Source organism: Cohnella laeviribosi DSM 21336 (assembly GCF_000378425.1).
GTDB classification, from domain to species: domain Bacteria; phylum Bacillota; class Bacilli; order Paenibacillales; family Paenibacillaceae; genus Cohnella; species Cohnella laeviribosi.
On sequence record NZ_KB899854.1, the window covers coordinates 1 to 22,867 of the forward strand.

The window sequence follows — 22,867 nt, forward strand, 5'->3', positions numbered from 1 at the left end:
TCTCGAACCAACGTCGCATCCCGCAGGGATGCGTGGATTGAAATATGAGCATGCGATCACCTCGTTATCTGGTATGCACTTAGTCGCATCCCGCAGGGATGCGTGGATTGAAATCAAAAGGGAACGAGGTAGGCGTGGCCGATAAGGTTGTCGCATCCCGCAGGGATGCGTGGATTGAAATGGTTGTGGAGAGGGCTTTATTCGCACGATGATAGTACCGTCGCATCCCGCAGGGATGCGTGGATTGAAATCTCCGAACTGGCCCGCAATAACAGCGGTGACTATGGAGTCGCATCCCGCAGGGATGCGTGGATTGGAAATACCACTATCCTTCCAAAAGGCGGTGCCGCTTATGGACAAACCTGCAACGTTCAGCATTGTCGGCGGCGGCGGATTTCGCGCGCAATATTTTCTGCGGATCGCGCAGGCGCTTCCCGAGCAATTTCGGGTGAGCGGCATGGTGGTCAGGGATGAGTCGAAAGGCCAGGAGATGGAAAGCCGGTGGGGCGTTGCTACTTACCGGACGCTGGACGAGCTTCTGGCCCGCGAGCGGCCGGACTTCGTCGTCCTGTCCGTTCCCCCGTCCTCCGCCATGAATTATATGCTGGAGCTGGCGGAGCGGGGTATGCCCGTCCTGACGGAAACGCCGCCCGCTCCCGATCTGGACGGGCTGCTGCGGCTGCACGACCTTCTGACCCGAAAGGGCGCACGGATTCAAGTCGCCGAACAGTACCCGTTGCACCCTTTGCAACAGGCGCGCGAGGCCGTGATCCGGTCGGGAATGCTTGGCATCGTGAACCAGGTCACCGTTTCGATCTCGCATTTTTACCATGCCGTTAGTCTCATCCGGAAATTTCTCGGAATCGCGTTTGAGGATGTACGCATCCGGGCCATGCGCTTCGAGTCCGAGTGGGTCGCCGGACCGACTCGCAGCGGACCTCCGACCGAGGACAAGCTCGTCAAGTCGGAGCGGGATTTGGCCTGGCTCGATTTCGGCGGAAAGCTGGGCATTTACGACTTTACGAAGGACCAGCACCGTTCGTGGATCCGTTCCAACCATCTGTGCATCCGGGGCGAGAGGGGCGAAATATTCGACCGGCGAATCAGCATACAGGACCCCTCCTGCAGACAGATTCAATTGGAGCTCCACCGCGTGAACAAAGGGGAGTACGAGAACGCCGAGGGGTATTTTCTGCAAGGCATTATGGCGGGAGAGCGCTGGGTGTACGAAAATCCGTTTGCGCCGGCAAGACTGTACGACGACGAACTCGCGATTGCCGAATGCTTGCGGAAGATGGCGGCATACGCTGCGGGCGGGCCTTCCTTCTACGGTCTTCCCGACGCGTCGCAGGACCATTATATCGGCATGCTGATCGAGCAGGCCATCCGCACCGGCGAAACTGTCGTCTCGGAGCGCCAGCCTTGGAGCGAATCTTTTTGATTGCGGAGACGCACGACGAACGCTTCATACCGCTCGCGCGTGCACGGCATGAAAGGCGGCCGGCAAGCGGCCAAGCGCATGCGTCAGGGGCAAAATAAGGAGAGAGTTCTACAAAAGCGAAATTTTTCCTAATTATCACAAAAAAACCGCGAGCCATTCGCGCCGCAAATGGACGATTTTCGCCTGTGCACGATCGGCATCGCTCATTTCCTTTCATTCCTTCATCCCCATTGCCTTATATATCCCCAGCAAAGAAAGCCGCGTAAGCTGCAGCGCCATGTAATGCGGCGAGTAAATTCGGTTGTCTTCCAGCCATTTGACGATAATGCCCTGGGTCGAGCAGGAGATGTAGTCCAGCAAAATATCGAGCGGAACCTGAAGTTTCTGGTCCAAATCGAGCTTGGAGATGCGAATATAGAAGCTTTCCTTGATGATGTCCTGCATCTTGGCGTGAAGTTCCGACGGGTTGAGGCGCTTCAGCATGACGCGATAGAACGTCTCGTGGTCGGACAGATGTTCGAAGAGCGCGGCAAAAAAGGCGTCGGGTTCATGGAAGGCGGGCGCAACCTCCACCGCTTCCTTCTGGCGGCCGGATGTCGCTTCGGTGAGCAGATCGAGTTTTTCCTTCACCATATTGTGCAGCAGGTCGTCCTTGTCGATGTAGTGCGCATAGAACGTAGAGCGGTTGATATTCGCTTGTTCGGCTATATCGATGACGGTGATTTCGGGATATTCCTTCTTTTGCAGCACGGTCAAAAAAGCGTCCATGATCATGCTGCGCGTGCGCAGAATGCGGCGGTCCGTCACCCGATGATCTCTCCAAGGTTCCTTCATTCGAGCCTCTCCTTTTAAAACAACATTTTTCGAATAAGTGTCGGAAAAACAACACATTGCAAGGCGCGATGTGCCCTGCCGTTTTCGGGATGAATGCGGCGGGGGAGATTGCGGCCGTTTTTCCAGCGATATTCCCGTGTTTTACGCGCCGGACAATTTTCGAAAGAACGTGGCTTATTTTTTTGTTCTTCAACACCTTTTTCTATTGTGTTGTTTATCCACCAAAGTAAGAATAATTGATTGTTGAAATAAATTGGTTATTAGCTATGATAATAAACAACTCATAGTAAATCAATTGGAATAAATGTTTATTCAACATCTGCAAAGGAGGGCCAATTTGCGAGGTGAAACGTTTCTCCAGAGTCTGAACGACGGGCGGACGGTATGGCTCGACGGCAAGAAGGTCGATCATCTTCCGGAGCACCCGGCTTTCAAAGGGACGCTGCAAACGATCAAGTCCTTGTTCGATATGCTGGACGATCCCGACCAACGGGACGATGTCGGCTATTGGGTTCCGGAAAGGGGCCGGTACGCGCACGCTTCCTTTTTGGTTCCGCACACGCCGGAGCAGCTTGCGAAGCGAAGCCGGTCCTTCTCGCGGTGGTCCGCCGAAACCAACGGCATGATGAGCCGGCTGTCGGACTACGCCCGCTCGCTGGTGACGGGCTGGTATGCGGCCAGGGACGAACTGTCGAAGCTCGATCCGCATTTTGCGCATAAAATCTCGGCCTATTATGAGCAGGCGCGCGATCGCGACCTGTTTCTGACCACGGCGATCATTGATCCGCAAATCGACCGCTCTCGAAATCTGGATGATGAGCGGATTGCAGAAAGGTTCCTGCACGTCGTTCGCGAAACGGAGGAGGGCATCGTCATCCGGGGCGCCAAAATGATTGCGACGGGAGCTCCGTACACCCATGATTTTGTGCTGTCTTCCTTTTTGCAGTTTAAGCCGCAGGACCGGAAACACGCCCATGTGCTGATCGTTCCGGCCAACTCCAAGGGCCTGCATATCGTGTGCAGGGAATCCTTCGCGCAGCCGAAGGAGCTGAATCATCCGTTGAGCGCGAAGTACGACGAGATGGACGCCGTTCTCTTTTTCGACGATGTGCTGGTTCCGTGGGAAAGGGTGCTGCTGTACGGCGATCCCCAAAAAGTGCTGGCGCTCAGAGCCAACAAAACGGCGAATTCGCTGGCGTTTCATCAAAATGTGGTGCGGTACGTAGCCAAGCTTGAGTTCGTGACCGGCATCGCGTTTGCGGTTGCGGAATCCATCGGCACGACGGGCTTTTTGCACATCCAGGAGAAGCTCGGCGAACTGCTCACGCAGATCGAGATCATGAAAGCGCTCGTGATTGCCGCGGAAACGGAGGCCAAGCCCGACGAATCGGGCGTGCTCGTGCCCGCGCTGTCCTATATCGAAACGGCCCGAAACATCGGCACGAGGTTTTACCCCCGGGCGATCGAGATTTTGCAGCAGGTCGGCGCCGGCGGCTTCGTCCAGGTGCCTTCGAGCGTGGAGGATTTCTACGGGCCGATTTCGGAATTGATGCACCGGTACTATGAAGGGGCAACCGTAAGCGCCGAGAAAAAAGTGCAGCTGTTCAAGCTCGCCTGGGATTTGTTCGGCAGTCCGTTGGGCGCGCGCCACCAGCTTTACGAGCGTTTTTACGCCGGCGATCCGGTTCGCGGCTATGCGAATCTGTACAATGCCTTCGACAAGGAGCGGCTGACGGAACCGATCTGGAACCTGCTGAAAGAGACAAGCCGAGGCGGGCTGACGATAACCTAGAAAGGGTGTGGAGAAAACATGGAAGTCTTTTGGTTTATCCCGACGCACGGCGACGGACGCTACTTGGGGACGCGAGAAGGCGCAAGAGCGGTAACGTACGCATATTGCAAACAAATCGCGCAGGCGGCCGACGACCTGGGGTACGCGGGAGTTCTGCTGCCGACGGGAAAATCCTGTGAAGACGCGTGGATCGTGGCTTCCTCGCTCGTTCCGGCAACGACGAACCTGAAATTTCTGGTGGCGGTTCGGCCGGGCTTGACGATGCCCACCACGGCCGCGCGGATGGCGGCTACGCTCGACCGTTTTTCAAACGGAAGGCTGCTCATTAATGTGGTTGCCGGGGGCGATCCGGTGGAGCTGGAAGGCGACGGCCTGTTTCTGGGGCACGACGAGCGCTATGAGCTGACCGGGGAGTTCTTGACGATCTGGCGGAAGGAACTCGCCGGAGAGGAGGTCGATTACACCGGCGATTACCTTAAGGTGAAAGGGGGAACCGTCCTCTATCCTCCGATTCAGAAGCCGTACCCGCCGCTGTATTTCGGAGGATCGTCGGATGCGGCGATGGAAGTGGCGGCGGAGCATGTCGACGTGTATCTGACATGGGGAGAGCCGCCGGAGCAGGTGGCGCAAAAGATCGCCCGGATGCGGAAGCTGGCCGCGGCGAAAGGTCGGACGCTTCGCTTCGGCATTCGGCTTCATGTCATCGTCCGCCATACGGAAGAGGAAGCGTGGCAAGCCGCCGACGAACTCATTGCGCATCTGGACGAGGAAACGATCGCGTCGGCGCAGCAAATCTTTTCCCGCATGGATTCCGTGGGACAGAAGCGAATGACGGACCTGAACAAAGGAGATCGTTCGAATCTGGTGGTCAGCCCGAACCTGTGGGCCGGAATCGGCCTGGTCAGGGGAGGCGCGGGGACGGCGCTGGTCGGGAACCCGGATCAGGTTGCCGCAAGGATGAAGGAATATGCGGAACTGGGCATTGAAACGTTCATTCTGTCCGGCTATCCGCACCTGGAAGAAGCGTACCGCACGGCGGAATTGCTGTTTCCCCGGCTGAACCTTTCCAAGCCTGCCGGCGCCGGCGACCGGGCGTTCATTAGTCCGTTCGGGGAGATGATCGCCAACAACAAGATTCCGGAACACCGCGTTGCCGCGTCTTCCCGTTCATGAGAACCATAAGTTGCCGCCGATTAGATAACTAAAGGCGCCTGAAGCTTTATAAATCAGGTGCCTTTTTCATTTGCTCATTACCGTAAAATTCTATTTCGACACAGCAAGAGAGGGATCCAACGTGAATCAAATCAACAGCAGGAAATTCATCTTCGGCATTCTTTCAATCGTCTTGCTCCTTATCGTTTCCGCATGCACGCAAAACAGCGCTTCGCCGTCCGCAACGTCCGGACCGAGCGCCCAAGCCAACAACGGCACGCCGAGCGCCGGCCCGCCAAGCAGTACCGATTCCGGTTTCCTGGGTGTCGTCGACAAGCAGCCTGTCCCTTCGCTGAAAGGCAAGCGAATCGGCGTCGCCGTCATTGGGACCGACCATAACTGGGACCGGCAGGCATACCAAGGCCAGATCGACCGGATCAAGGAACTGGGCGGAACGCCGATTGCCGTCGACGGCGAACGAAACGACCAGAAGCATATTTCGGATATTGAAAACCTGATCACCCAAAAGCCGGATGCCATCATCAAGCAGTTGGGCGATACGAAAGTGTCCGCTCCGGTTCTCAAAAAAGTTCACGACGCCAACATCCCGCTGTTTACCGTGGACCATCCGAGCGAATACAGCATCACCAACCATATGTCGGACAACTATTTGATCGGCGAAGCGTTGGCCCGCAGAATGTTCGAGGATATCGGCGGCGAGGGCAAAATCGCCGTATTTAACGGCTTTTACGGCGTTCGGGTCGTGGCGATCCGCTATGACATGATGAAATACGTGGCCAAGACTATCCGAAAATCGAGTTTATCGAACCGGAATTGCAAGACGTCATCCCCGGGACGATCGAGGACGCCCGCAAAAAAGTGCAGGACTTGCTCGTCAAATATCCGAAAAAAGGCCAACTTTCGGCCATTTGGGCGGGATGGGACATTCCCAGCATCGGGGCCGCTCAAGCCGTCGACGCAGCCGGCCGCAAGGATATCAAAGTTTACGGCGTTGACGGGGACCCGGCCGCCATCGATATGATCGCCGATCCCGGCTCGTCGTTCGCGGCCGATATGGCCCAGCAGCCTTATCTCATCGGACAAGCGGCCGTCGACACCGTCGCCCGGTATTTGGCGGGGCAGAAAGTTCCGAAATCGGTCTATGTCGACCCGATCCTCGTGACCAAGGAGAATGCCGAAGAGGCGAAGCAGATTCTATTCAAAAAGTAGCTCGGAGGGACCGGCTCTTGCGCTCAGAGTATGTATTGGAAATGCTGAAGATCGACAAGGAATTCCCGGGCGTAAAGGCGCTTCAACAGGTGACCTTTCAGCTCCGCAAAGGGGAAATACACGGTCTCGTCGGTGAAAACGGGGCCGGCAAATCGACGCTCATGAAGATATTGGCGGGCATATACAGTCCGGACCGCGGAGAGATCCGCTTCGAAGGCCAGGTTCAAAACCGGCTCACGCCGCGGCTCGTCGCCCAAAAAGGCATCCATTTTATTCATCAGGAGCGTCACGTCGTTCCTTACCTTACCGTCGCCGAAACCTTGTTTTTAGGATTGAGCCGGCCTTCTCCCCCTTCAAATTCATCAATCGGAAAGCATTGATGAAAGAAGCCGAAGCCCATTTGCGAAAAACGGTCGGACTGGACATACCGGGCGACAAGCCGGTCGGGGAGTTGACCGTCGGGGAACAGCAGCTTCTGCAGGTATGCCGGGCTTTGTACCATCGGCCCAAAGTCATCGTGTTCGACGAGCCGACCGCCGTTCTCGCCAGCAAGGAAGCGGACCGGCTGTTCGAAATCATCCGCGAGCTGCGCAGGCAAAACATCGGGATCATCTACATTTCCCACTATTTGAACGAAATCGTCCAACTGTGCGACCGCATCACGGTTTTTCGGAACGGAACCAAAGTCGATACCTTGGAAACGAAAGGCCTGGACATCGAACATATCGTCTACCTGATGGTCGGCCGCGAAATCGGGGAGCAATTCCCGGTAAAAAAGAGGACGGCGGGGGAGCCGCTGCTTCGCGTCGAAGGGCTGACCCACATCGACCAGTTCCGGAATATCCGTTTTCAAGTCCGCAGCGGCGAAATCGTCGGCGTAACGGGATTGATGGGGTCCGGCCACACCCGTCGCCTCCATGCGGCGAAAAGCAATCCGGTAGCGTGAGACAAGGAGGCAAAAGATGAGCAAACGTATGTACCTCAACGCGTTCGACATGAACTGCGTCGGCCATCAATCCCCCGGGCTGTGGACTCACCCGGACGACCAAGGGTACCGGTACAAGGATTTGCGCTATTGGACCGATTTGGCCCGGCTCTTGGAGAGAGGGAGGTTTGACGGGCTTTTTTTGGCCGACGTCCTGGGGATTTACGACGTTTACGAAAACAGCCGGGATGCGGCCGTCCGCCAAGCGGCGCAAGTGCCGGTGAACGATCCGATTCTGCTGGTGTCCGCCATGGCCCATGTGACGAAGCATCTCGGATTCGGCATTACCTGCGCTTTGACCTTCGAGCATCCGTATATCTTCGCGAGGCGAATGTCGACTTTGGACCATATCACGGAGGGGCGTGTAGGCTGGAATATCGTAACCTCTTATTTGGACAGCGCGGCCAAAAATATCGGGCTCGAAAGGCAAATCGCGCACGACGAGCGCTACGATTTGGCCGAGGAATACATGGAGGTTTGTTACAAGCTGTGGGAGGGAAGCTGGGAAGACGATGCGGTGATCCGCGACAAGGCCAACAAAGTGTTCACCGACCCGGCGAAGATTCACGATATCGGTCATCGCGGCAAGTATTTTAAAGTTCCCGGCATTCATTTATGCGAGCCTTCTCCCCAAAGGACGCCCGTTCTCTATCAAGCCGGCGCTTCCAAACGAGGACGGGACTTCTCGGCCAAGCATGCCGAATGCGTGTTTATCGTCGGTCCGACAATCGAGACGGTAAAACAGATCGTAAAAGGAATCCGCGAAAATGCGGCGCGACAGGGACGCAATCCGGACGGCCTGCTCATCTTTACGTTGTTTACCGTTATCGTGGGCGAGACCGAGCAGGAAGCGCAGGCCAAATACGCGGATTATGCCAAGCATATCAGCTACGAGGGCGCGCTTGCCCTGTACGGCGGCTGGAGCGGGCTCGATCTTTCCGCCTACGCCCCCGATTGCGAACTGGAATATATCGAAAGCAATGCAAGCCAAACGGCCATCGATGTGTTTACCAAGATCGACCCGAATAAGAAATGGACCGTGCGGGAAATCGCCCATTTTGTGGGCATCGGGGGCCTGGGGCCCGTTGTGGTAGGGTCGCCTCGGCAGGTCGCCGATGCGATGCAGCGCTGGATGGAAGAGACGGGCATCGACGGGTTCAATCTCGCTTATGCGGTCACGCCCGGCACCTTTGAAGACTTTGTCGATCTGGTCGTGCCCGAGCTTCAAAGACGCGGCGTTCTCAAGCAAGAATACGAGGAAGGAACGCTGCGGGAGAAGCTGTTCGGCAAAGGGAAGGCCCGCCTGCAGGACGATCATCCCGGCGCCGCGTACCGTCGGCTGTCCAAAGCGAATGCGACCGTTTAAGAGACCATCGACTATCCGAGTAAGGAGAGGGAAGCTATGGCATTGGAATTAAAAGAAAATCAGGATTATATGGAAAAAGCGAGACGGCTTGCCCGCGAATTTGCCAAGGACGCCGTTGAAAGGGATAAAGCCGGCGGCACGGCGAAAATCCAGCGGGATCTGATCCGCGACAGCGGGTTGCTGAGGCTGCTGATTCCGAAGGAATACGGCGGCGACGGACAGCCTTGGTCCTCGGTACTCCGCATCGTCAGGGAATTTGCCCGAACGGACGGTTCCCTGGCGCATTTGTTCGGCTACCACTTCATCATGCTGACGCAAATTCATTTAAAGGGGACTCCGGAGCAGAAAGCTTACTTCTACAGGGAAACGGCGAAGCACAACTGGTTCTGGGGCAACTCCTCCAACCCGATCGAGCGAAGCATTATCGGCCATCGGGAAGGGGAGCGGTATTTCCTGAACGGGAAAAAAACGTTCAGCTCCGGTTCTCCGGATTCCGACGTCCTTCTGGTTTCGTGGCTCGATCGCGATTCCGGAAAATATTACGATGGGGTCGTTCCCACCCGGAGGCCGGGCGTGAACGTGCTGGACGATTGGGACAATATCGGGCAGCGGCAAACGGGCAGCGGCACGGTCGTCTTCGATCAGGTGTGGATTGAAGATCACGCAATCGTGGATACGACCGCTACGAAGCATAAAGTGTTTGCGACGATCGTGCCCATCCTGTCGCAAATCATTTTGGCCAATATTTTTATCGGAAGCGCCGAGGGAGCGATTGCGGAAGCGAAGCAATATACGTTGAACCAGTCACGCCCCTTTCTCAATTCCAATGTGGAGAAAGCCTCCCAAGACCCGTACATTATTCGCCTATACGGAGATTTTTGGGTGGAACTGGCATCTGCGGCAAGCCTGGTCGACAAGGCGATGGAAAAAGTGGACCGCATCTGGGAAAAGGAATTCGATTTGACCGAAGAGGAGCGCGGGGATTGCGCCGTGTGGGTCGCTGCGGCCAACGTAGCCGCGGGTAAAGCGGGCCTTGACGTCAGCCAGCGGATTTTTGAAGTCATGGGCGCAAGGTCTACCGCATCGAAATACGGCTTCGACCGGTTCTGGCGGAATATCCGCACCCATACGCTTCATAACCCTGCGGAATATAAGCTGAAAAACGTGGGGAACTGGGTGCTCAACGATCAGTTTCCCAAGCCGGATTTTTATTCTTGAATTTAGCTGGAGCGAAATAAGGGCAGTTAATATTAGACTGCCCTTGTTTTTTGTAAATTCTATGAAATGAATATGTAATTAAAACTAACATAAATGCTTGACATAGTATTATAGATACCTATAATTAGAATAAAAAGCAGCATAAACGTAATATATATGTAATATAAAACTACATAATGGTTGTGGTTTTTCTTGATATCCTCTGCGGGCCAATTCAAACAAGATATTTTACGTATTTATAACTCGATTAACAAAAAGATTTTCAATTCGGGAGTGAAGCAGCAGCGGGTTGATTTTGTTGGCAATAAAATCGTTATTCTTTCGGTAAATAGCCGGGTTCCCGTCCTAAAGCTGCTGGATCCGATCAACCGGGTTACCACACGAGACGTGGACCAGATGCTTTTTGAAATCTTCAAGACCGAAATCAAAAAGGCGTTTCAAGAAGAATTCCATATTCATATCGTAGCCGTCCTCAAAGATTACGATTTGGAGACCGAATATTCCGGTACGATTGTCATCTTGGATCGGGACGTGCAAAGTTATCTGAACGAACCGTTGGAACTCTGAAAGGAGAGCCGACACCTCGTCAGTTTCAGACCAGCTGTACTTTTTGCTGTGTCTAAAACTGGCGTTTTTTTATTAGCTGACATTTATCCATAAGGAGGTATTGCGGGAATGAACAAGTAAAACGGAGATCGTCTTCGGGACCGTCAACGCAAGATGACATTAAATTTAGCGGGAGGTTTTTTCATGCGCAACAAAATCGAAATTGTCGGTGTCAGCAAATGGTTCCGCAAAAACGGCCAGGAGATTCCCGCGATGAAAGAGACAAGCCTGGCGATCGAGGAAGGGCGATTTGTCAGCATCATCGGTCCGAGCGGCTGCGGAAAGTCCACGTTGTTCAACATCATCTCGGGACTTACGCTTCCTTCTACCGGAAAAATTCTGGCCGACGGGCAAAATATTGTCGGCAAAACCGGATATGTCGGTTATATGCTGCAGAAGGACATGCTGCTTCCCTGGAGAACCATCCTGGACAATATCATACTCGGCATGGAAATCCGCGGCATCCCTCGTAAACAAGCGGCGGAACGAGCGGTCCCTTTGATGGAGAAATACGGACTGAAAGGATTCGAAAAGCATTATCCGAAAGAATTGTCCGGGGGCATGAGGCAGCGGGCCGCCTTGCTCCGAACGCTTTTGTACGACCGGGACATTCTGTTGCTGGACGAACCGTTCGGGGCATTGGACGCCCAGACGAGGCTGAATATGCAGAACTGGCTCCTGCAAATTTGGGCCGATTTCGGCAAAACCGTTTTGTTTGTCACGCACGACATCGACGAGGCGATCTACTTATCGGATGACATTTACGTATTCTCTTCGCGTCCCGGCAGAATCAAGGCGAAAATCACCGTTTCGTTGGAACGCCCGCGAAAAAAGGAAGACATGACTTCCGAAGCGTTCATGGCGTTAAAGCATCATCTGATGGATTTGCTTGCGGTCGAGAACGCCGGGCATCAGGATTCCGGACAAGAGAAGATTTCCTGACAGAGAACAGAGGAGGAGAAGGAGATGAACTCGTTGCAAGAGGAAGCGTACGTTATCCATCCCGTGGCTGTGCCGGAGACGGTCAAGCGGCAAACGGGCCAACCGGAGGCCGTTCCGTTCATTCAGGATGAAGAAGCGATGGAACGCAAAAGAAAACGGACGGTCGTGTGGGGCCGCGTCCTTGTGGCGATTCTGATTTTCGTCGTTTGGGAAATGTTTACGCGAATCGGGTGGCTGGATGTGTATTATTGGAGCCGGCCGAGCATCATTATGAAAACCGCCTGGATCCAAATGACGCAAGGCAGCCTGCTGACGGATATCGCCTACACATCGGGTTCGACAATTCTCGGTTTTGCGTTCGGGACATTCCTCGGCGCGCTGCTTGGACTGTCGTTTTGGTGGTCGAGAACTTACGCGGGCATCAGCGAGCCGTTTCTGATTGTGTTGAACGCCATGCCCAAGCTGGCCCTGGCTCCCGTGCTGGTTATCCTGCTAGGCATCGGCTTTTTCTCCAAAGTGGCGCTGGCGTTCTCCCTCACCGTTATCGTTTCCGCTCTTTCGGCGTACAGCGGGGTGAAAAGCGTGGATCCGGATATGGAGAAACTGATGTATTCCCTTGGAGCCAAGCGTCACCAGGTATTTGCAAAAGTGGTGATACCGTGGTCGATGCCGTGGATCATCAGCAGTTTGCGGATCAACATCGCTTTGGCTTTGGCGGGGGCGATTGTCGGCGAATTTATCGCGTCGCAGCAAGGAATCGGCCGCATGATTTTGTACGCGGGCACCATTTTGGACATTAATCTCGTTTGGGTTGGGGTGGTGGTGCTGTCCGTTTTGTCGATGGTGATGTACTGGGGAGTGGTCGTCCTGGAGAACTGGTTGTCCAAAGGCTTGGCCAAACAATAATGCCGCAAGTTCAGCGGAGGGAGAGAGAAACCCTATGTTTCAAACCAAGAAACTGCTGTTATTCTTACTGTTCATGGCTTGCTTGAGCTTTGCCCCGGCATGCGGAAATACACAAGACCGTGCCGCGGCTCCGCCGGTCTCCGCCGAATCCCAAAGCGCGAACGGGGACAAGGATTCCGAGAAAGCGCTAAAAAAACTCGTGATCGCCGAACCGCTTCACTACATCGGCTATCTGCCGCTTTATGTGGCGCAGCGTGAAGGATACTTCCAAAAGAACGGGTTGGACGTGAGAGTCATTTCCGCCGCAGGCGGCGCCCATGTGACGGCCGTGGTCAGCGGAGACGCCTGGGGAGTGATTGGCGGTCCCGAATCCAATGCCTTGGCGAATAAAAATAACTCCGACCCCATCATTTCCGTCGTCAATGTAGTGAACAGAGCAAACGTTTATTTGATGTCCAAAAAGGGCGAGGAACCGAAAAGCAATTCCCCCGAAGATTTGAAGGCTTTCTTAAAAGGGAAAAAAATAAATGCGGGCCGTCACGGCGGGACGCCGAACCTGCTCACCCGTTACCTCCTTCTACAACTCGGCTTAAATCCGGATAAAGACGTTCAGTTGCTTGAGCCGGCTGACGGTTCCACGGTTGTAACCATGGTTCAGCAGGGGCAGGCCGATATTGCGAACGGTGCCGAACCGCAAATCAGCGACGGCATCTCCAAAAATGTCTGGGGCGAACCGTTCTACAAATTCCATACAATGGGTGACTATTCCTATTCGGTGCTCAGCGTAAAAAAATCGACCATCCAAAAAGATCCGGAAACGGTGCAAAAGTTTGTCGACGCGATAAAAGAATCGCTAAAAGTCATCCAAACCGACAAAGATCTGGCGATGAAAGATTTGAAAGCCGAATTCCCCACATTGAGCGATGACGCGTTAAAAGCCGCATTGGACCGCGCTTACGAGGATCGGCTTTGGAGTCCCGACGGGGTGATTTCCGAGGAGGCGTTGAAACGGGATATGGACGTCATGATTCAAACCGGCATTTACAAAGGCGATTATGCCTATGAAGATTTGGTAGACATGCAGTTTGTGAAGAGTTCCGATTAACAACAATATGAGGTGAATGCAATGGAACGATTACAAGAATATTTGAAGCCGGGAAAAACCGCCGTGATTGTGGTGGACGTACAGAACGATTATTGCCATCCGGAAGGAGCGTTAGCCGGAGCCGGCAATGACGTAAGCGCGATAAAAGAGATGATGCCGAATTTGCATCGCCTGCTGGAGTCCGCCCGCGGACACAGCATTCCCGTTATATTTGTGCAGACGTTTCATGAAGCCGCCACCGATTCGGAGGCATGGGCATCCCGCTTTCAAAACGGATCCAACCAAATATGCCGCACGGGGACTTGGGGAGCCGACTTTTTCGAAGTGGTTCCCCTGCCCGGGGATATTATCGTGAATAAGCACAGATACAGCGCTTTTATTAACACCCGGCTCGATTCGGTCTTGCGGACGTTAAAGGTCGAAACGCTCGTAATAACAGGGGTCAGCACGAACGTTTGCGTGGAATCGACGGCGAGGGACGGATTCATGCTGGATTACCGCATCGTGCTGCTGAAGGATGCGTGCGCTTCCTATTCCCGCTTGGCTCACGAAATGACGTTGGAAAACATCGATACTTATTTCGGAACGGTTGTTGAAACGCAGGATGTGATCGCTTTTTGGCAGGAACAGGAAGCAAACGCCGCTTCCACAATCATTTGAAGCGGTGAACGGAAACGATGAAACCGTCAGCACGATCCGTCGTCGTTCCGTATGTGATTTGTCTCGGGGCGTTGCTGTCCAATTTATCGGCAGGCATGTTCAATATCGCCCTGATCGACATCGCCGAAGATTATCATCAATCCGTCCGGTCCGCTCAATGGGTGGTGACCGTTTACTTATTGGCGATTTCGGTTTGTCTTCCTTTTATGGGACGGCTTGGCGATCTGAGGGGAAAGCGGAGCATACATAATTTCGGGTATTTGTTGTTTGCGATCGGCGCTTTATGCTGCGCATTGGCACCCAATTTTGCCAGCTTAGTCGGTTTTCGCGTGATCCAGGGAATTGGCGCATCGATGTACCAGGCGACCAACATGGCGCTGATCGTTACCGTATTCCCTAAGGAGCAAAAGGGGAGAGCGCTCGGCCTCATCGGCGCGTTTGTGGCGGCGGGATCGTTGATAGGCCCCAGCCTGGGGGGGATCGTCGTTCAATGGTTTTCTTGGAGGGCGAATTTTGGGCTGCTGTCTGTTATTGCGGCCGCCTCATGGATATTGGCGCAGCGGGTTATACCGAAAGATCGGCCGGAAGAACAGGCAAATGTAGACATCACCGGCGCTTTCCTCTTCGGGTTGTCCTTAACGGGACTTGTCACGGCGCTGGATATGGGGAAACAGTGGGGATGGGGTTCGATGCCGGTTCTTAGCCTGTTTGCGCTTTTTGTGCTTTGCTCCGTTAGCTTTATCGTATGGTGCCTTTCTCCCCGATGGAAAACGTCGGGCAAAAGCCCCTTCATTGAACTGGAGCTGTTTACTCATTCAAATACGGTGATCGGCATCCTTATTACCATCGTAACGTACATGGCGTCATTTTCGACCCAATTGGCGTTGCCCGTTTTTTTGCGAAGCTTTTTGCATGTTCAGCCTGCAACGGCCGGCATGATCATGATGGGGTATCCTTTATCGTTAATTGTGTCTTCCCCTTTATGCGGGCGGTTCTCGGACAGAATCGGGGCCGTACCTGTCTTGTCGGTCGGTTTGGCCGTAATGACCGCTTCTTTGGCCGCACTTAGCTTTTTGTCGCCGTCCCACGGATTGCTGGTCGTCGTTTTGCTCATCGTAGTGTTGGGATTTTCGATGGGGATGATTAATTCGCCGAATAGCAGCATTATCATGAATCAGGCGCCCAAATCGTATCTGGGGGCGTTCAGCAGCGTTCTTGCGCTGTGCCGAAATCTAGGCATGATGCTCGGAACGGTTGCAGGCGGGATGTTAACGAATGTTCCATTCAATAGCCGTGTCCAGACAGTTCCCGGCGAAGTCATCCTGAACGGCTATAGGGCGCTGTTTGTTGGTTTGGCTATTCTGGTGATGACAGCTTGCGGCTTGCTGATCCTGTCTGCCCGGAGAACCGGCCGCAAAGAAGCGATGTCCGAATTTTAACCAGCTTTGTAATTGGTTCGCAACCGACAACGACTCCACACCCCGTAATTATGCCGATAATTACGGGGCTTTTGCTTTTATTCCGGGAAGCCGCCCGAAACCATTCGCACCGCCCTGCTGTAAAATGAAAGCGAATACACGAAAAGGAGGATGATTATGTTTACCTTGCTGGTGGTGGAGGACGAACGCTGGATTCGAAAAGGGCTTTGCGAAACGATCGACTGGGAGGCGGAGGGAATCCGGCTGGCGGGCGAAGCCTCGGACGGGGAAGAGGCGCTCAGGCTGGTGGAACGGGACTCGCCCGATATGGTCATTACCGATATCGTGATGCCCGGAATGGATGGAATTGCGTTTCTGCAAAGCTTGAGGGAACGGAAGCTGAGCACGAAAGTGATCATCATGAGCGGCTACAGCGAATTCGAGTACGCGCGGGTCGCCCTGAAAAACGGCGCGTTCGACTACGTGCTCAAGCCGATCCACGAACAGAGCATCCTGGACGTGGTCAGGCGGTGCGTGCAGGAGCTGCGGAAAGAACGGGAAGCGAAAGCGGAAATGCACACGCTCGCCCGGTCGGCCCGCGAAGCGATGTTCCTTGCGCGGCAGCGGCTGTTTGACATGCTGCTCGCCCGGGAGCCTTACCCGGCCGGGTGGCTGGAGGAGCGGATGAGCGCCCTGCGGATCGGTCTCGATCCGGGCCGGGTCCGCGTATTCGCCGTGAAAATTGTGGATTGGGGGTGCAAGGCGGCGACCGCCAAAGACCAGGCGCTTCTCTTGTACGCGCTTTGCAACATGATCGAAGAAACCGGCCGGCGCTTCGGTCCGCTTGCGGCGATTCCGCTTACGGATCCGAAAAGCGCAGGGGAAGCCGATCTTGCGATGTTTCAATCCGAGTCTTCTTCAACCTGCGGGCGGGAACCGCTGATCGCTTCCGAGCTTCCCTGGCTGATGGACAAGGCCGGGCAGATGCTCGGCGTCCGGATGAGCATCGGCTATTCCCGGGAGGGGGACTTCGGCAGGCTCCCCGATTTGTATGAGGAGGCGCTGCACAGCGTCTCTTTCTGGTTCTACGATGGAGGAGGGAACGTTTACAGCGCGGAGAGCCTGGCCTCGGCCCTGCAATCCGATTCCCCGTATTCCGGTCCCGCCGGTTGGGACATTCGTTTCGCGGCGGCGCTGAAGGTCGGCGAGACCAAACTGCTCGAGCCGCTGATCCGGGAGCTTGCGCAGCATATTCACGACCGGAAGAACAGCTGTCTTCCCTTAACGGTCCGGAGGGGGCTCAAGCTGCTTTTTCAAAACGTCAACCAAAAACGAAACGCGGCCTATCACCGCCACCTGTCTTCGCAAGACGTGGAGGCCGCTCCTCTCGAAGTGCCGTTATGCCCATTGGACGCCTTCCAGGACGTTCTGCTTGAGACGCTGCAGCGCTCGCAGAAGTCCGCCCGGCCGGCACGCAGCCGCAAATGGATTGTCGAACGGGCGCTTCAATATATCGAACGCAATCGGGACAAGGCGATTACGCTGAACGATGTAGCGGAGCACCTCTATCTGAATCATTCGTACTTCAGCAAAGTATTCCATGAAGAAATGGGCGAAACGTTCAGCAGGTATCTCGTCCGCTCGCGCATCGACAAAGCCAAAAAGCTGCTGAAGGAAACGCCGCTGAAAATTTATGAAATCGCCGCAGAGGTCGGCTATAACGATGTCCGTCATTTTACGAAAGTGTTCAAGGAATGGGAAGGGCTTTCCCCGGCGCAGTACCGGGAACACGGCCTATGACCAAGGAGGCTTGGATGATGAAATGGCAGCCGAAAATTCAATGGACGTCCGTCGGGCACCGCTTGTTTTTTCTATGCTTTGTAGGCATATCCGTCAGCATTGCGATGATGGGCTACTATTTTTACGATAAATCGACCCGCATCATCCAGGACAAAGTCGGTTATATCATGCAGCAGACGATCCGGCAGTCGGGCGAGCGCCTCGATTTGATCATGGAGGAATACAGCACGCGGTCCTTTTATCTTCTGGGGAGCAAGGCGCTTCAAAAAGGCATTAAAGACGATTTCACCGACAACTACGACCGGGAAGAAACGAATAAAGAAATCGGCGAGTTTATCGCCAATCTGCTGAATTCGAAAAACGATTTGGTCAATCTGTACATTTTCGGCGAGGCCGCGAATTCGTACAAATATTCCACGGGCTACAGCCCGATGCCGCACACGACGGACGCCCTGCGGCAGCAGGAGTGGTATCGGGAAATCGTCAAAGGGGACGGCCGCGTCGTTTGGTTCGGCATGCGGCCTACGATGGTTCCTAAACCGTGGGCGGACGAGAGATGGCAGGGGCCGGTCTTTTGCTTCGGCAGGGCGATTAAGGATATGAACAATTTGAACCGGATCATCGGCGTCATGCTGATCGAAATCGATCCGGAGACCATTTTGTCGCAAATCAATTTGGGCGAAGCGGGCAGTTCGATGATCGTAGACAAGAACAATCGGATTGTCGGCCACCAGGAGAACCGTTATCTTCAGCAGACGATCCCGTTCCGGCTGTCCGATCAGGCCTCCCTTGTCGAGACCAAGCAAATCGGCGGCGAACGGGCGTTGGTCATGCATACCCGGCTTTCGAACGGCTGGAGCCTTGTCGGCCTCGTTCCCGAGGAAGCGCTCGTCCGGGAATCGCGGCTGCTCGGGCGGTTCACGCTTTATTTGGCGGCCGGCTTCATGGCCGTTGCGCTGGGCTACGCCTTGTTTGCGGCTTGGCAATTGAACAAACCGGTCCGGCAGCTGCTTCAGGGGATGCAGGAAGCCAAGAAAGGCAACTTCGAAATTCAGATCAAGGCTCACCGCAACGACGAATTCGGCATTTTGTCCCGCGGCTTCAACGCCATGATGGCCCGGATTAAAGAGCTCATCGACGAATTGTACATTCAGCGGCTTCTGCAGCAGGAACTGCGGCTGAAGATGTTCGCCTCCCAGATCAACGCCCATTTTTTATACAACACGCTTGACTCCATCCGCTGGATTTCGAGAATTTACAAGGCGGATGAAATCGGCACGATGATCTTCTCGCTGTCCAACTATTTCCGCGCCAGTCTCAGCGAGGGCAGAGAGTTTGTCAAAGTCAGCGAGGTTGCGGCTCTCATCGACAATTATTTTAACATTCAGAAAATCCGGTTCGGAGACCGGATCAAGCCGTCCGTCTTCGTCGATCCGGAACTGCTGGACTGCGAAGTATTGAAATTCGCGTTCCAGCCGATCGTGGAAAACGCCATCTTTCATGGTCTGGAGAAGAAAAAAGAGACCGGCAGGGTGGACATCGAGTGGAGGCGGGCTGGGGACAAGCTGGAGTTTGTCGTCACGGACGACGGAATCGGCATCGAACCCGAAAAATTGCGCGAGATCCGCGAAGCGCTGGAGGAGAGCGGCACGATCCGGGAGGGCAGCAACTTTGCGCTGAAAAACATCAACTCGCTCATCAAAATCACGTACGGCCATGAATTCGGACTTCGGATCGAAAGCGCGCCGGGAGCGGGAACGAAAGTCTCGCTGCTGCTGCCGATCGTCCCAAATGACAAAACGAAACACGGTAAAAACAAAGATCACCTGCCTCTCACCGCAAAAGAAAGCCCTTACAATTAAAGGCAAGGCATGCCTAATAACCTTTATGGGAGGATCCGCATGAACAAGTGGAAAGCGCTTCGCCGTTTTTCGGCTGTCATCGTAACCATCGCCGTCGTGCTGACGGGGTGCGGGGGCGGCGACAAAGCCGCCGGAGACGGGACGAACGGAGGGAAGGCAAGCGGGGGCAGCGGCAAGCAGGAAACCGTCGAGTTCTGGGTAAACTGGGGCGGCGACTTCAAGAAAGATTATCAGAAGTATGTGATCGACGAGTTCGAAAAGAAATTCCCGGATATTAAAGTGAAAATGACCTACGTCGAAGGCACGGATAAGCTCCTGACTTCGATTGCGGGCGGCAATCCGCCGGACGTGGCGCAGCTGGACCGCTTCATGGTCGGCTCCTGGGCCGCCAAGGGCTCGCTGGAAGATTTGACGCCGCTTGTCGAGCGGGACGGGATCAACAAAGACGATTATTACCCCGCCGTTTGGTCGGAAGCCAACTACGAAAACAAAGTATTCGCCATGCCGTGGGGTACGGACGCCAGGGCGCTGTACTACAACAAAACGCTGATGAAAGAAGCGGGCCTCGATCCGAACAAGCCGCCGAAGACCATAACCGAGCTGGATCAAATGGCGGAGAAAATCTTCAAGAAAGGAAGCAACGGCAAATATGAGCGCGTCGGTTATATCCCTTGGATGAACCAGGGCTTCTTCTACACCCAGGCCTGGAACTGGGGCGGGAAATTCGAGGACAACGGCGAATTGACGCCGAACGATCCCCAGAACGTCAAGGCGCTGGAGTGGATGGTCGGCTACGCGAAAAAATACGATATCGCCAACCTGTCGAGCTTCTCCAACGCCATGGGGCAAACCGGGCTGAACCCTTTCTGGACGGGGAAAGTGGGCTTTATCATCGACGGAAACTGGATTCTGAACGACTTGGCCAAAGCGAAGCCGCAGTTCGAATGGGGCGTGACGCCGATGCCCCCCGCTGACGGCTACCAGCCGACGACCTGGTCCGGAGGCTTTTCCTACGTCATACCGAAAGGAGCCAAACAGAAGGAAGCGGCATGGGAGCTGATCAAATTTATCGCTGGCTACGAGGGAACGCTGCTCTGGGCGAAACGGCCGAACGCCGGCAACGACATTACCGCCATGCCGAAGGTGAACGAAGAGCTCAAAATGAACGAGAACCCGAATTTGAAGGTGTTCCTGGACCTGATGCCAACGGCCAAATTCCGTCCGGTTACGCCGGTGGGCCAGAAGCTTTGGGACGAAGCGCTTCGGGTGCAGGATCTGGCGATCAACGGCAAGGGCGAGCCGAAGGCGCTGCTCGACGAGGTGAAGAGGAACGTGGACAACGAACTGGCGAAAATTTCGAAACCATAACGTAAGTGGCGTTCTGGAGGAAGGAGGCAAAGATGGCCGCAAACAAAAAGCTGGCGACGTCGTTCAGCGCCTACCCGCAAGCAAAGCGCCGAACCTCTGGGTACAAGCGAAAAATGTCGCTGTACGGTTTTCTTTTCGCCTTGCCGTGGATTCTCGGCATTCTGATGTTCAGCGCCTATCCGCTCGCCATGTCCATTTATTACAGCTTCACCAGCTACAGCGTTCTGGACCCGGGGCAGTGGGTCGGTACCGGCAATTACAAGGAGTTGATGTCGGACCGTACTTTTTGGACCAGCATCTACAATACCCTTTACTATACGTTCATTTCCGTACCGCTCAACATCGTGGTCGGCGTCGGACTCGCGCTCTTGTTGAATACGAGAATACGGGGACAGGGCATCTACCGGACGCTGTTTTTTATGCCCAGTCTCGTTCCCGCGGTAGCGACGACGATCATTTGGCTGTGGCTGCTCAACCCGCAGTTCGGTCTCGTCAATTATTGGCTGGAACAAATTGGCATCCCCGGCCCCCCCTGGCTGGGCGACGAGCATTGGTCCAAACCGTCGCTCATCCTGATGAGCTTATGGGGGGTGGGCCAGGCCATCGTCATCTATTTGGCGGGACTGCAGGATATTCCTCAAGACTATTACGATGCCGCGGAGGTGGATGGGGCGAACACGCTGAGGAAGCTGCGGTATATTACGCTCCCGCTCATGACGCCGGTCATCTTCTTTAACCTGATTATGGGAACGATCGGAGCCATGCAGAACTTTGTCCTGCCGTACACGCTGACGAACGGAACCGGATCGCCGGCCAACTCCCTCATGTTCTACGTCATGTATTTGTACCAGAATGCGTTTACGTACTTGAAAATGGGGTACGCTTCCGCCATGGCATGGATTCTGTTCCTTATCGTACTCGTCCTTACCGTGCTGATCTTCGTCACGCAAAATCGTTGGGTCCATTACCAGGGAAAGGATTGAGCCGCGGATGAAAAACCGAACCCTGCAAAGGATCAAGAACCTGGCCACGCATCTTTGTCTTATCGTATTCGGGCTCTTCTTCCTTTCCCCGTTTCTGTGGCTGATCTCGACATCGCTGAAACCGGATGAAGAGCTGTTCCTTTGGCCGCCGAAATGGATTCCAAGCACGCTCATGTGGAGCAACTATCCGGAAGCGATCGACTATTTCCCGTTTTTTACGTATTTGCGCAATACGCTGACGATTACGGGACTGGCGGCGCTCGGCGTCCTGTTGTCTTGTCCGCTTGTCGCCTACAGCCTGGCGCGCATTCCGTGGAGAGGCTCGAAACCGCTGTTCGGTCTTACCCTTATTCTCATGATGCTCCCTTACCAGGTGACGATGATTCCGATCTTTATCGTGTTCAAACAACTGGGCATGGTCGGAACGAACGTTCCGCTGTGGCTGCCGGCTTTTTTCGGGGCTCCGTTCTTCATCTTTTTGCTGCGGCAATTTTTCATGGGCCTGCCGAAGGAGCTCGAAGATGCGGGACGGATCGACGGCGCTTCGGAGTTTCGGATTTACTCCCGGATCATGCTCCCGCTTTGCAAGCCTGCCCTGCTTACGGTCGCGCTGTTTCAAATTATCGGCAGCTGGACCGACTACCAGGGACCGCTTATTTATCTGTCGGACGAAGCGCAGTATACGCTCATGCTCGGCCTGTCCTCGTTCAAAACGCAACACGGCGCGGAGTGGCAAATGATGATGGCGTCCAACGTCATGATTACGCTGCCGATTATCATCCTCTATTTCGGCGTGCAGAAGGCGTTTATCCGGGGGATCACCTTCTCCGGGATCAAATAAAGACGCAAAGTCCAGCGGTAAGATGTCAAGTCCCTGATTCGTGAGAATTGGAAATTTTCTTGGCTGCAGAGCGCAGGAGTCAGGGAAAATGGCAGCACCAAACAAAACCCAGTCGAAAATCGAGTCAGTTACCAGATTTTAACTGGGAATCCGTGAAGGACTTTGGCAAAGGAGGAGTTAATCCTTCGCAGTCGTCACCTTCCTTCGAGGCGTGTAGAGTTGGCCGTTGCGTAGCAGCACATCGACCAGACGCACAAGTTTTCTTGCCGTTAAGACGAGGGCGCGTTTGTGTTGGTGCTTGGGTACTTCGTTGTACTTCTTCCGGTAGTACTCGCCGAATTCCGGATCGCGGTTTTTC

Annotated in this window: 19 protein-coding genes, 2 pseudogenes and 1 CRISPR repeat array; of the genes and pseudogenes, 19 read left to right on the forward strand and 2 right to left on the reverse strand. The window is 54.5% G+C overall.

Annotated features, from left to right (window positions below; all coding sequences use genetic code 11):
• Positions 1–12 precede the first annotated feature (12 nt).
• A CRISPR array of direct repeats spans positions 13–320; the repeat unit is 32 nt; unit sequence GTCGCATCCCGCAGGGATGCGTGGATTGAAAT.
• Positions 321–352: 32 nt separating this feature from the next.
• Entirely contained in the window at positions 353–1,441 is a 1,089-nt protein-coding gene (locus tag F560_RS0119625; protein WP_019007456.1) for a Gfo/Idh/MocA family protein, read from the forward strand.
• A 213-nt stretch (positions 1,442–1,654) separates the two neighbouring features.
• Here the strand turns inward: F560_RS0119625 and F560_RS0119630 are convergent, their stop codons facing one another.
• Positions 1,655–2,275: a TetR/AcrR family transcriptional regulator gene (locus F560_RS0119630; RefSeq protein WP_019007457.1), complete on the reverse strand. Its 621-nt coding sequence runs from the start codon at positions 2,273–2,275 to the stop codon at positions 1,655–1,657.
• Positions 2,276–2,612: 337 nt separating this feature from the next.
• Here F560_RS0119630 and F560_RS0119635 point away from each other — a divergent pair, with 337 nt between their 5' ends.
• The 18 genes and pseudogenes from F560_RS0119635 (at position 2,613) to F560_RS0119715 (ending at position 22,509) form a co-directional block, all read left to right on the forward strand.
• Complete coding sequence (locus F560_RS0119635) at positions 2,613–4,067, forward strand: 4-hydroxyphenylacetate 3-hydroxylase family protein (RefSeq protein WP_019007458.1); 1,455 nt, start codon at positions 2,613–2,615, stop codon at positions 4,065–4,067.
• A gap of 18 nt (positions 4,068–4,085) precedes the next feature.
• The gene (gene ssuD, locus F560_RS0119640) at positions 4,086–5,240 is read left to right on the forward strand and encodes an FMNH2-dependent alkanesulfonate monooxygenase (protein ID WP_019007459.1); all 1,155 of its coding nucleotides are present in this window, start codon (positions 4,086–4,088) and stop codon (positions 5,238–5,240) included.
• Positions 5,241–5,361: 121 nt separating this feature from the next.
• Positions 5,362–6,449, forward strand: a pseudogene (locus F560_RS24290) (sugar ABC transporter substrate-binding protein).
• A 17-nt stretch (positions 6,450–6,466) separates the two neighbouring features.
• Entirely contained in the window at positions 6,467–6,829 is a 363-nt protein-coding gene (locus tag F560_RS26460) for an ATP-binding cassette domain-containing protein (protein WP_156829062.1), read from the forward strand.
• Positions 6,829–7,395, forward strand: a complete 567-nt coding sequence (locus tag F560_RS26465; protein WP_019007460.1) for an ATP-binding cassette domain-containing protein — start codon at positions 6,829–6,831, stop codon at positions 7,393–7,395. Before F560_RS26460 ends, F560_RS26465 begins: the two co-directional genes overlap by 1 nt.
• A 16-nt stretch (positions 7,396–7,411) precedes the next feature.
• Positions 7,412–8,800 carry an LLM class flavin-dependent oxidoreductase gene (locus F560_RS0119655; RefSeq protein ID WP_019007461.1) on the forward strand — a complete coding sequence of 463 codons (1,389 nt, stop codon included), beginning with the start codon at positions 7,412–7,414 and terminating at the stop codon, positions 8,798–8,800.
• A 36-nt stretch (positions 8,801–8,836) separates the two neighbouring features.
• Positions 8,837–10,018, forward strand: a complete 1,182-nt coding sequence (locus F560_RS0119660) for an acyl-CoA dehydrogenase family protein (RefSeq protein WP_019007462.1) — start codon at positions 8,837–8,839, stop codon at positions 10,016–10,018.
• Positions 10,019–10,210: 192 nt separating this feature from the next.
• Positions 10,211–10,585, forward strand: coding sequence for a Na-translocating system protein MpsC family protein (locus F560_RS0119665; protein WP_019007463.1), 375 nt, complete (start codon positions 10,211–10,213; stop codon positions 10,583–10,585).
• A 183-nt stretch (positions 10,586–10,768) separates the two neighbouring features.
• A complete protein-coding gene (locus F560_RS0119670) occupies positions 10,769–11,566 on the forward strand; it encodes an ABC transporter ATP-binding protein (RefSeq protein WP_019007464.1) in 798 nt (265 codons plus the stop codon).
• 24 nt (positions 11,567–11,590) lie between these two features.
• The gene (locus F560_RS0119675) at positions 11,591–12,472 is read left to right on the forward strand and encodes an ABC transporter permease (protein WP_019007465.1); all 882 of its coding nucleotides are present in this window, start codon (positions 11,591–11,593) and stop codon (positions 12,470–12,472) included.
• 34 nt (positions 12,473–12,506) lie between these two features.
• On the forward strand, positions 12,507–13,577 hold the full coding sequence (locus F560_RS0119680) for an ABC transporter substrate-binding protein (RefSeq protein ID WP_019007466.1): 1,071 nt from the start codon (positions 12,507–12,509) through the stop codon (positions 13,575–13,577).
• A gap of 21 nt (positions 13,578–13,598) precedes the next feature.
• On the forward strand, positions 13,599–14,237 hold the full coding sequence (locus tag F560_RS0119685; RefSeq protein ID WP_019007467.1) for a cysteine hydrolase family protein: 639 nt from the start codon (positions 13,599–13,601) through the stop codon (positions 14,235–14,237).
• A gap of 17 nt (positions 14,238–14,254) precedes the next feature.
• Entirely contained in the window at positions 14,255–15,676 is a 1,422-nt protein-coding gene (locus F560_RS0119690) for an MFS transporter (RefSeq protein WP_019007468.1), read from the forward strand.
• Between the two features lie 156 nt (positions 15,677–15,832).
• Positions 15,833–17,455 carry a response regulator gene (locus F560_RS0119695; protein WP_019007469.1) on the forward strand — a complete coding sequence of 541 codons (1,623 nt, stop codon included), beginning with the start codon at positions 15,833–15,835 and terminating at the stop codon, positions 17,453–17,455.
• A gap of 14 nt (positions 17,456–17,469) precedes the next feature.
• On the forward strand, positions 17,470–19,317 hold the full coding sequence (locus tag F560_RS23750) for a cache domain-containing sensor histidine kinase (protein ID WP_169449916.1): 1,848 nt from the start codon (positions 17,470–17,472) through the stop codon (positions 19,315–19,317).
• A gap of 39 nt (positions 19,318–19,356) precedes the next feature.
• Positions 19,357–20,685, forward strand: coding sequence for an ABC transporter substrate-binding protein (locus F560_RS0119705; RefSeq protein WP_019007471.1), 1,329 nt, complete (start codon positions 19,357–19,359; stop codon positions 20,683–20,685).
• 32 nt (positions 20,686–20,717) lie between these two features.
• Positions 20,718–21,668, forward strand: coding sequence for a carbohydrate ABC transporter permease (locus F560_RS0119710; RefSeq protein ID WP_019007472.1), 951 nt, complete (start codon positions 20,718–20,720; stop codon positions 21,666–21,668).
• 7 nt (positions 21,669–21,675) lie between these two features.
• On the forward strand, positions 21,676–22,509 hold the full coding sequence (locus F560_RS0119715) for a carbohydrate ABC transporter permease (protein WP_019007473.1): 834 nt from the start codon (positions 21,676–21,678) through the stop codon (positions 22,507–22,509).
• A 177-nt stretch (positions 22,510–22,686) separates the two neighbouring features.
• Here F560_RS0119715 and F560_RS23755 read toward each other — a convergent pair.
• Positions 22,687–22,867, reverse strand: a pseudogene (locus F560_RS23755) (IS110 family transposase); the annotation flags it as partial.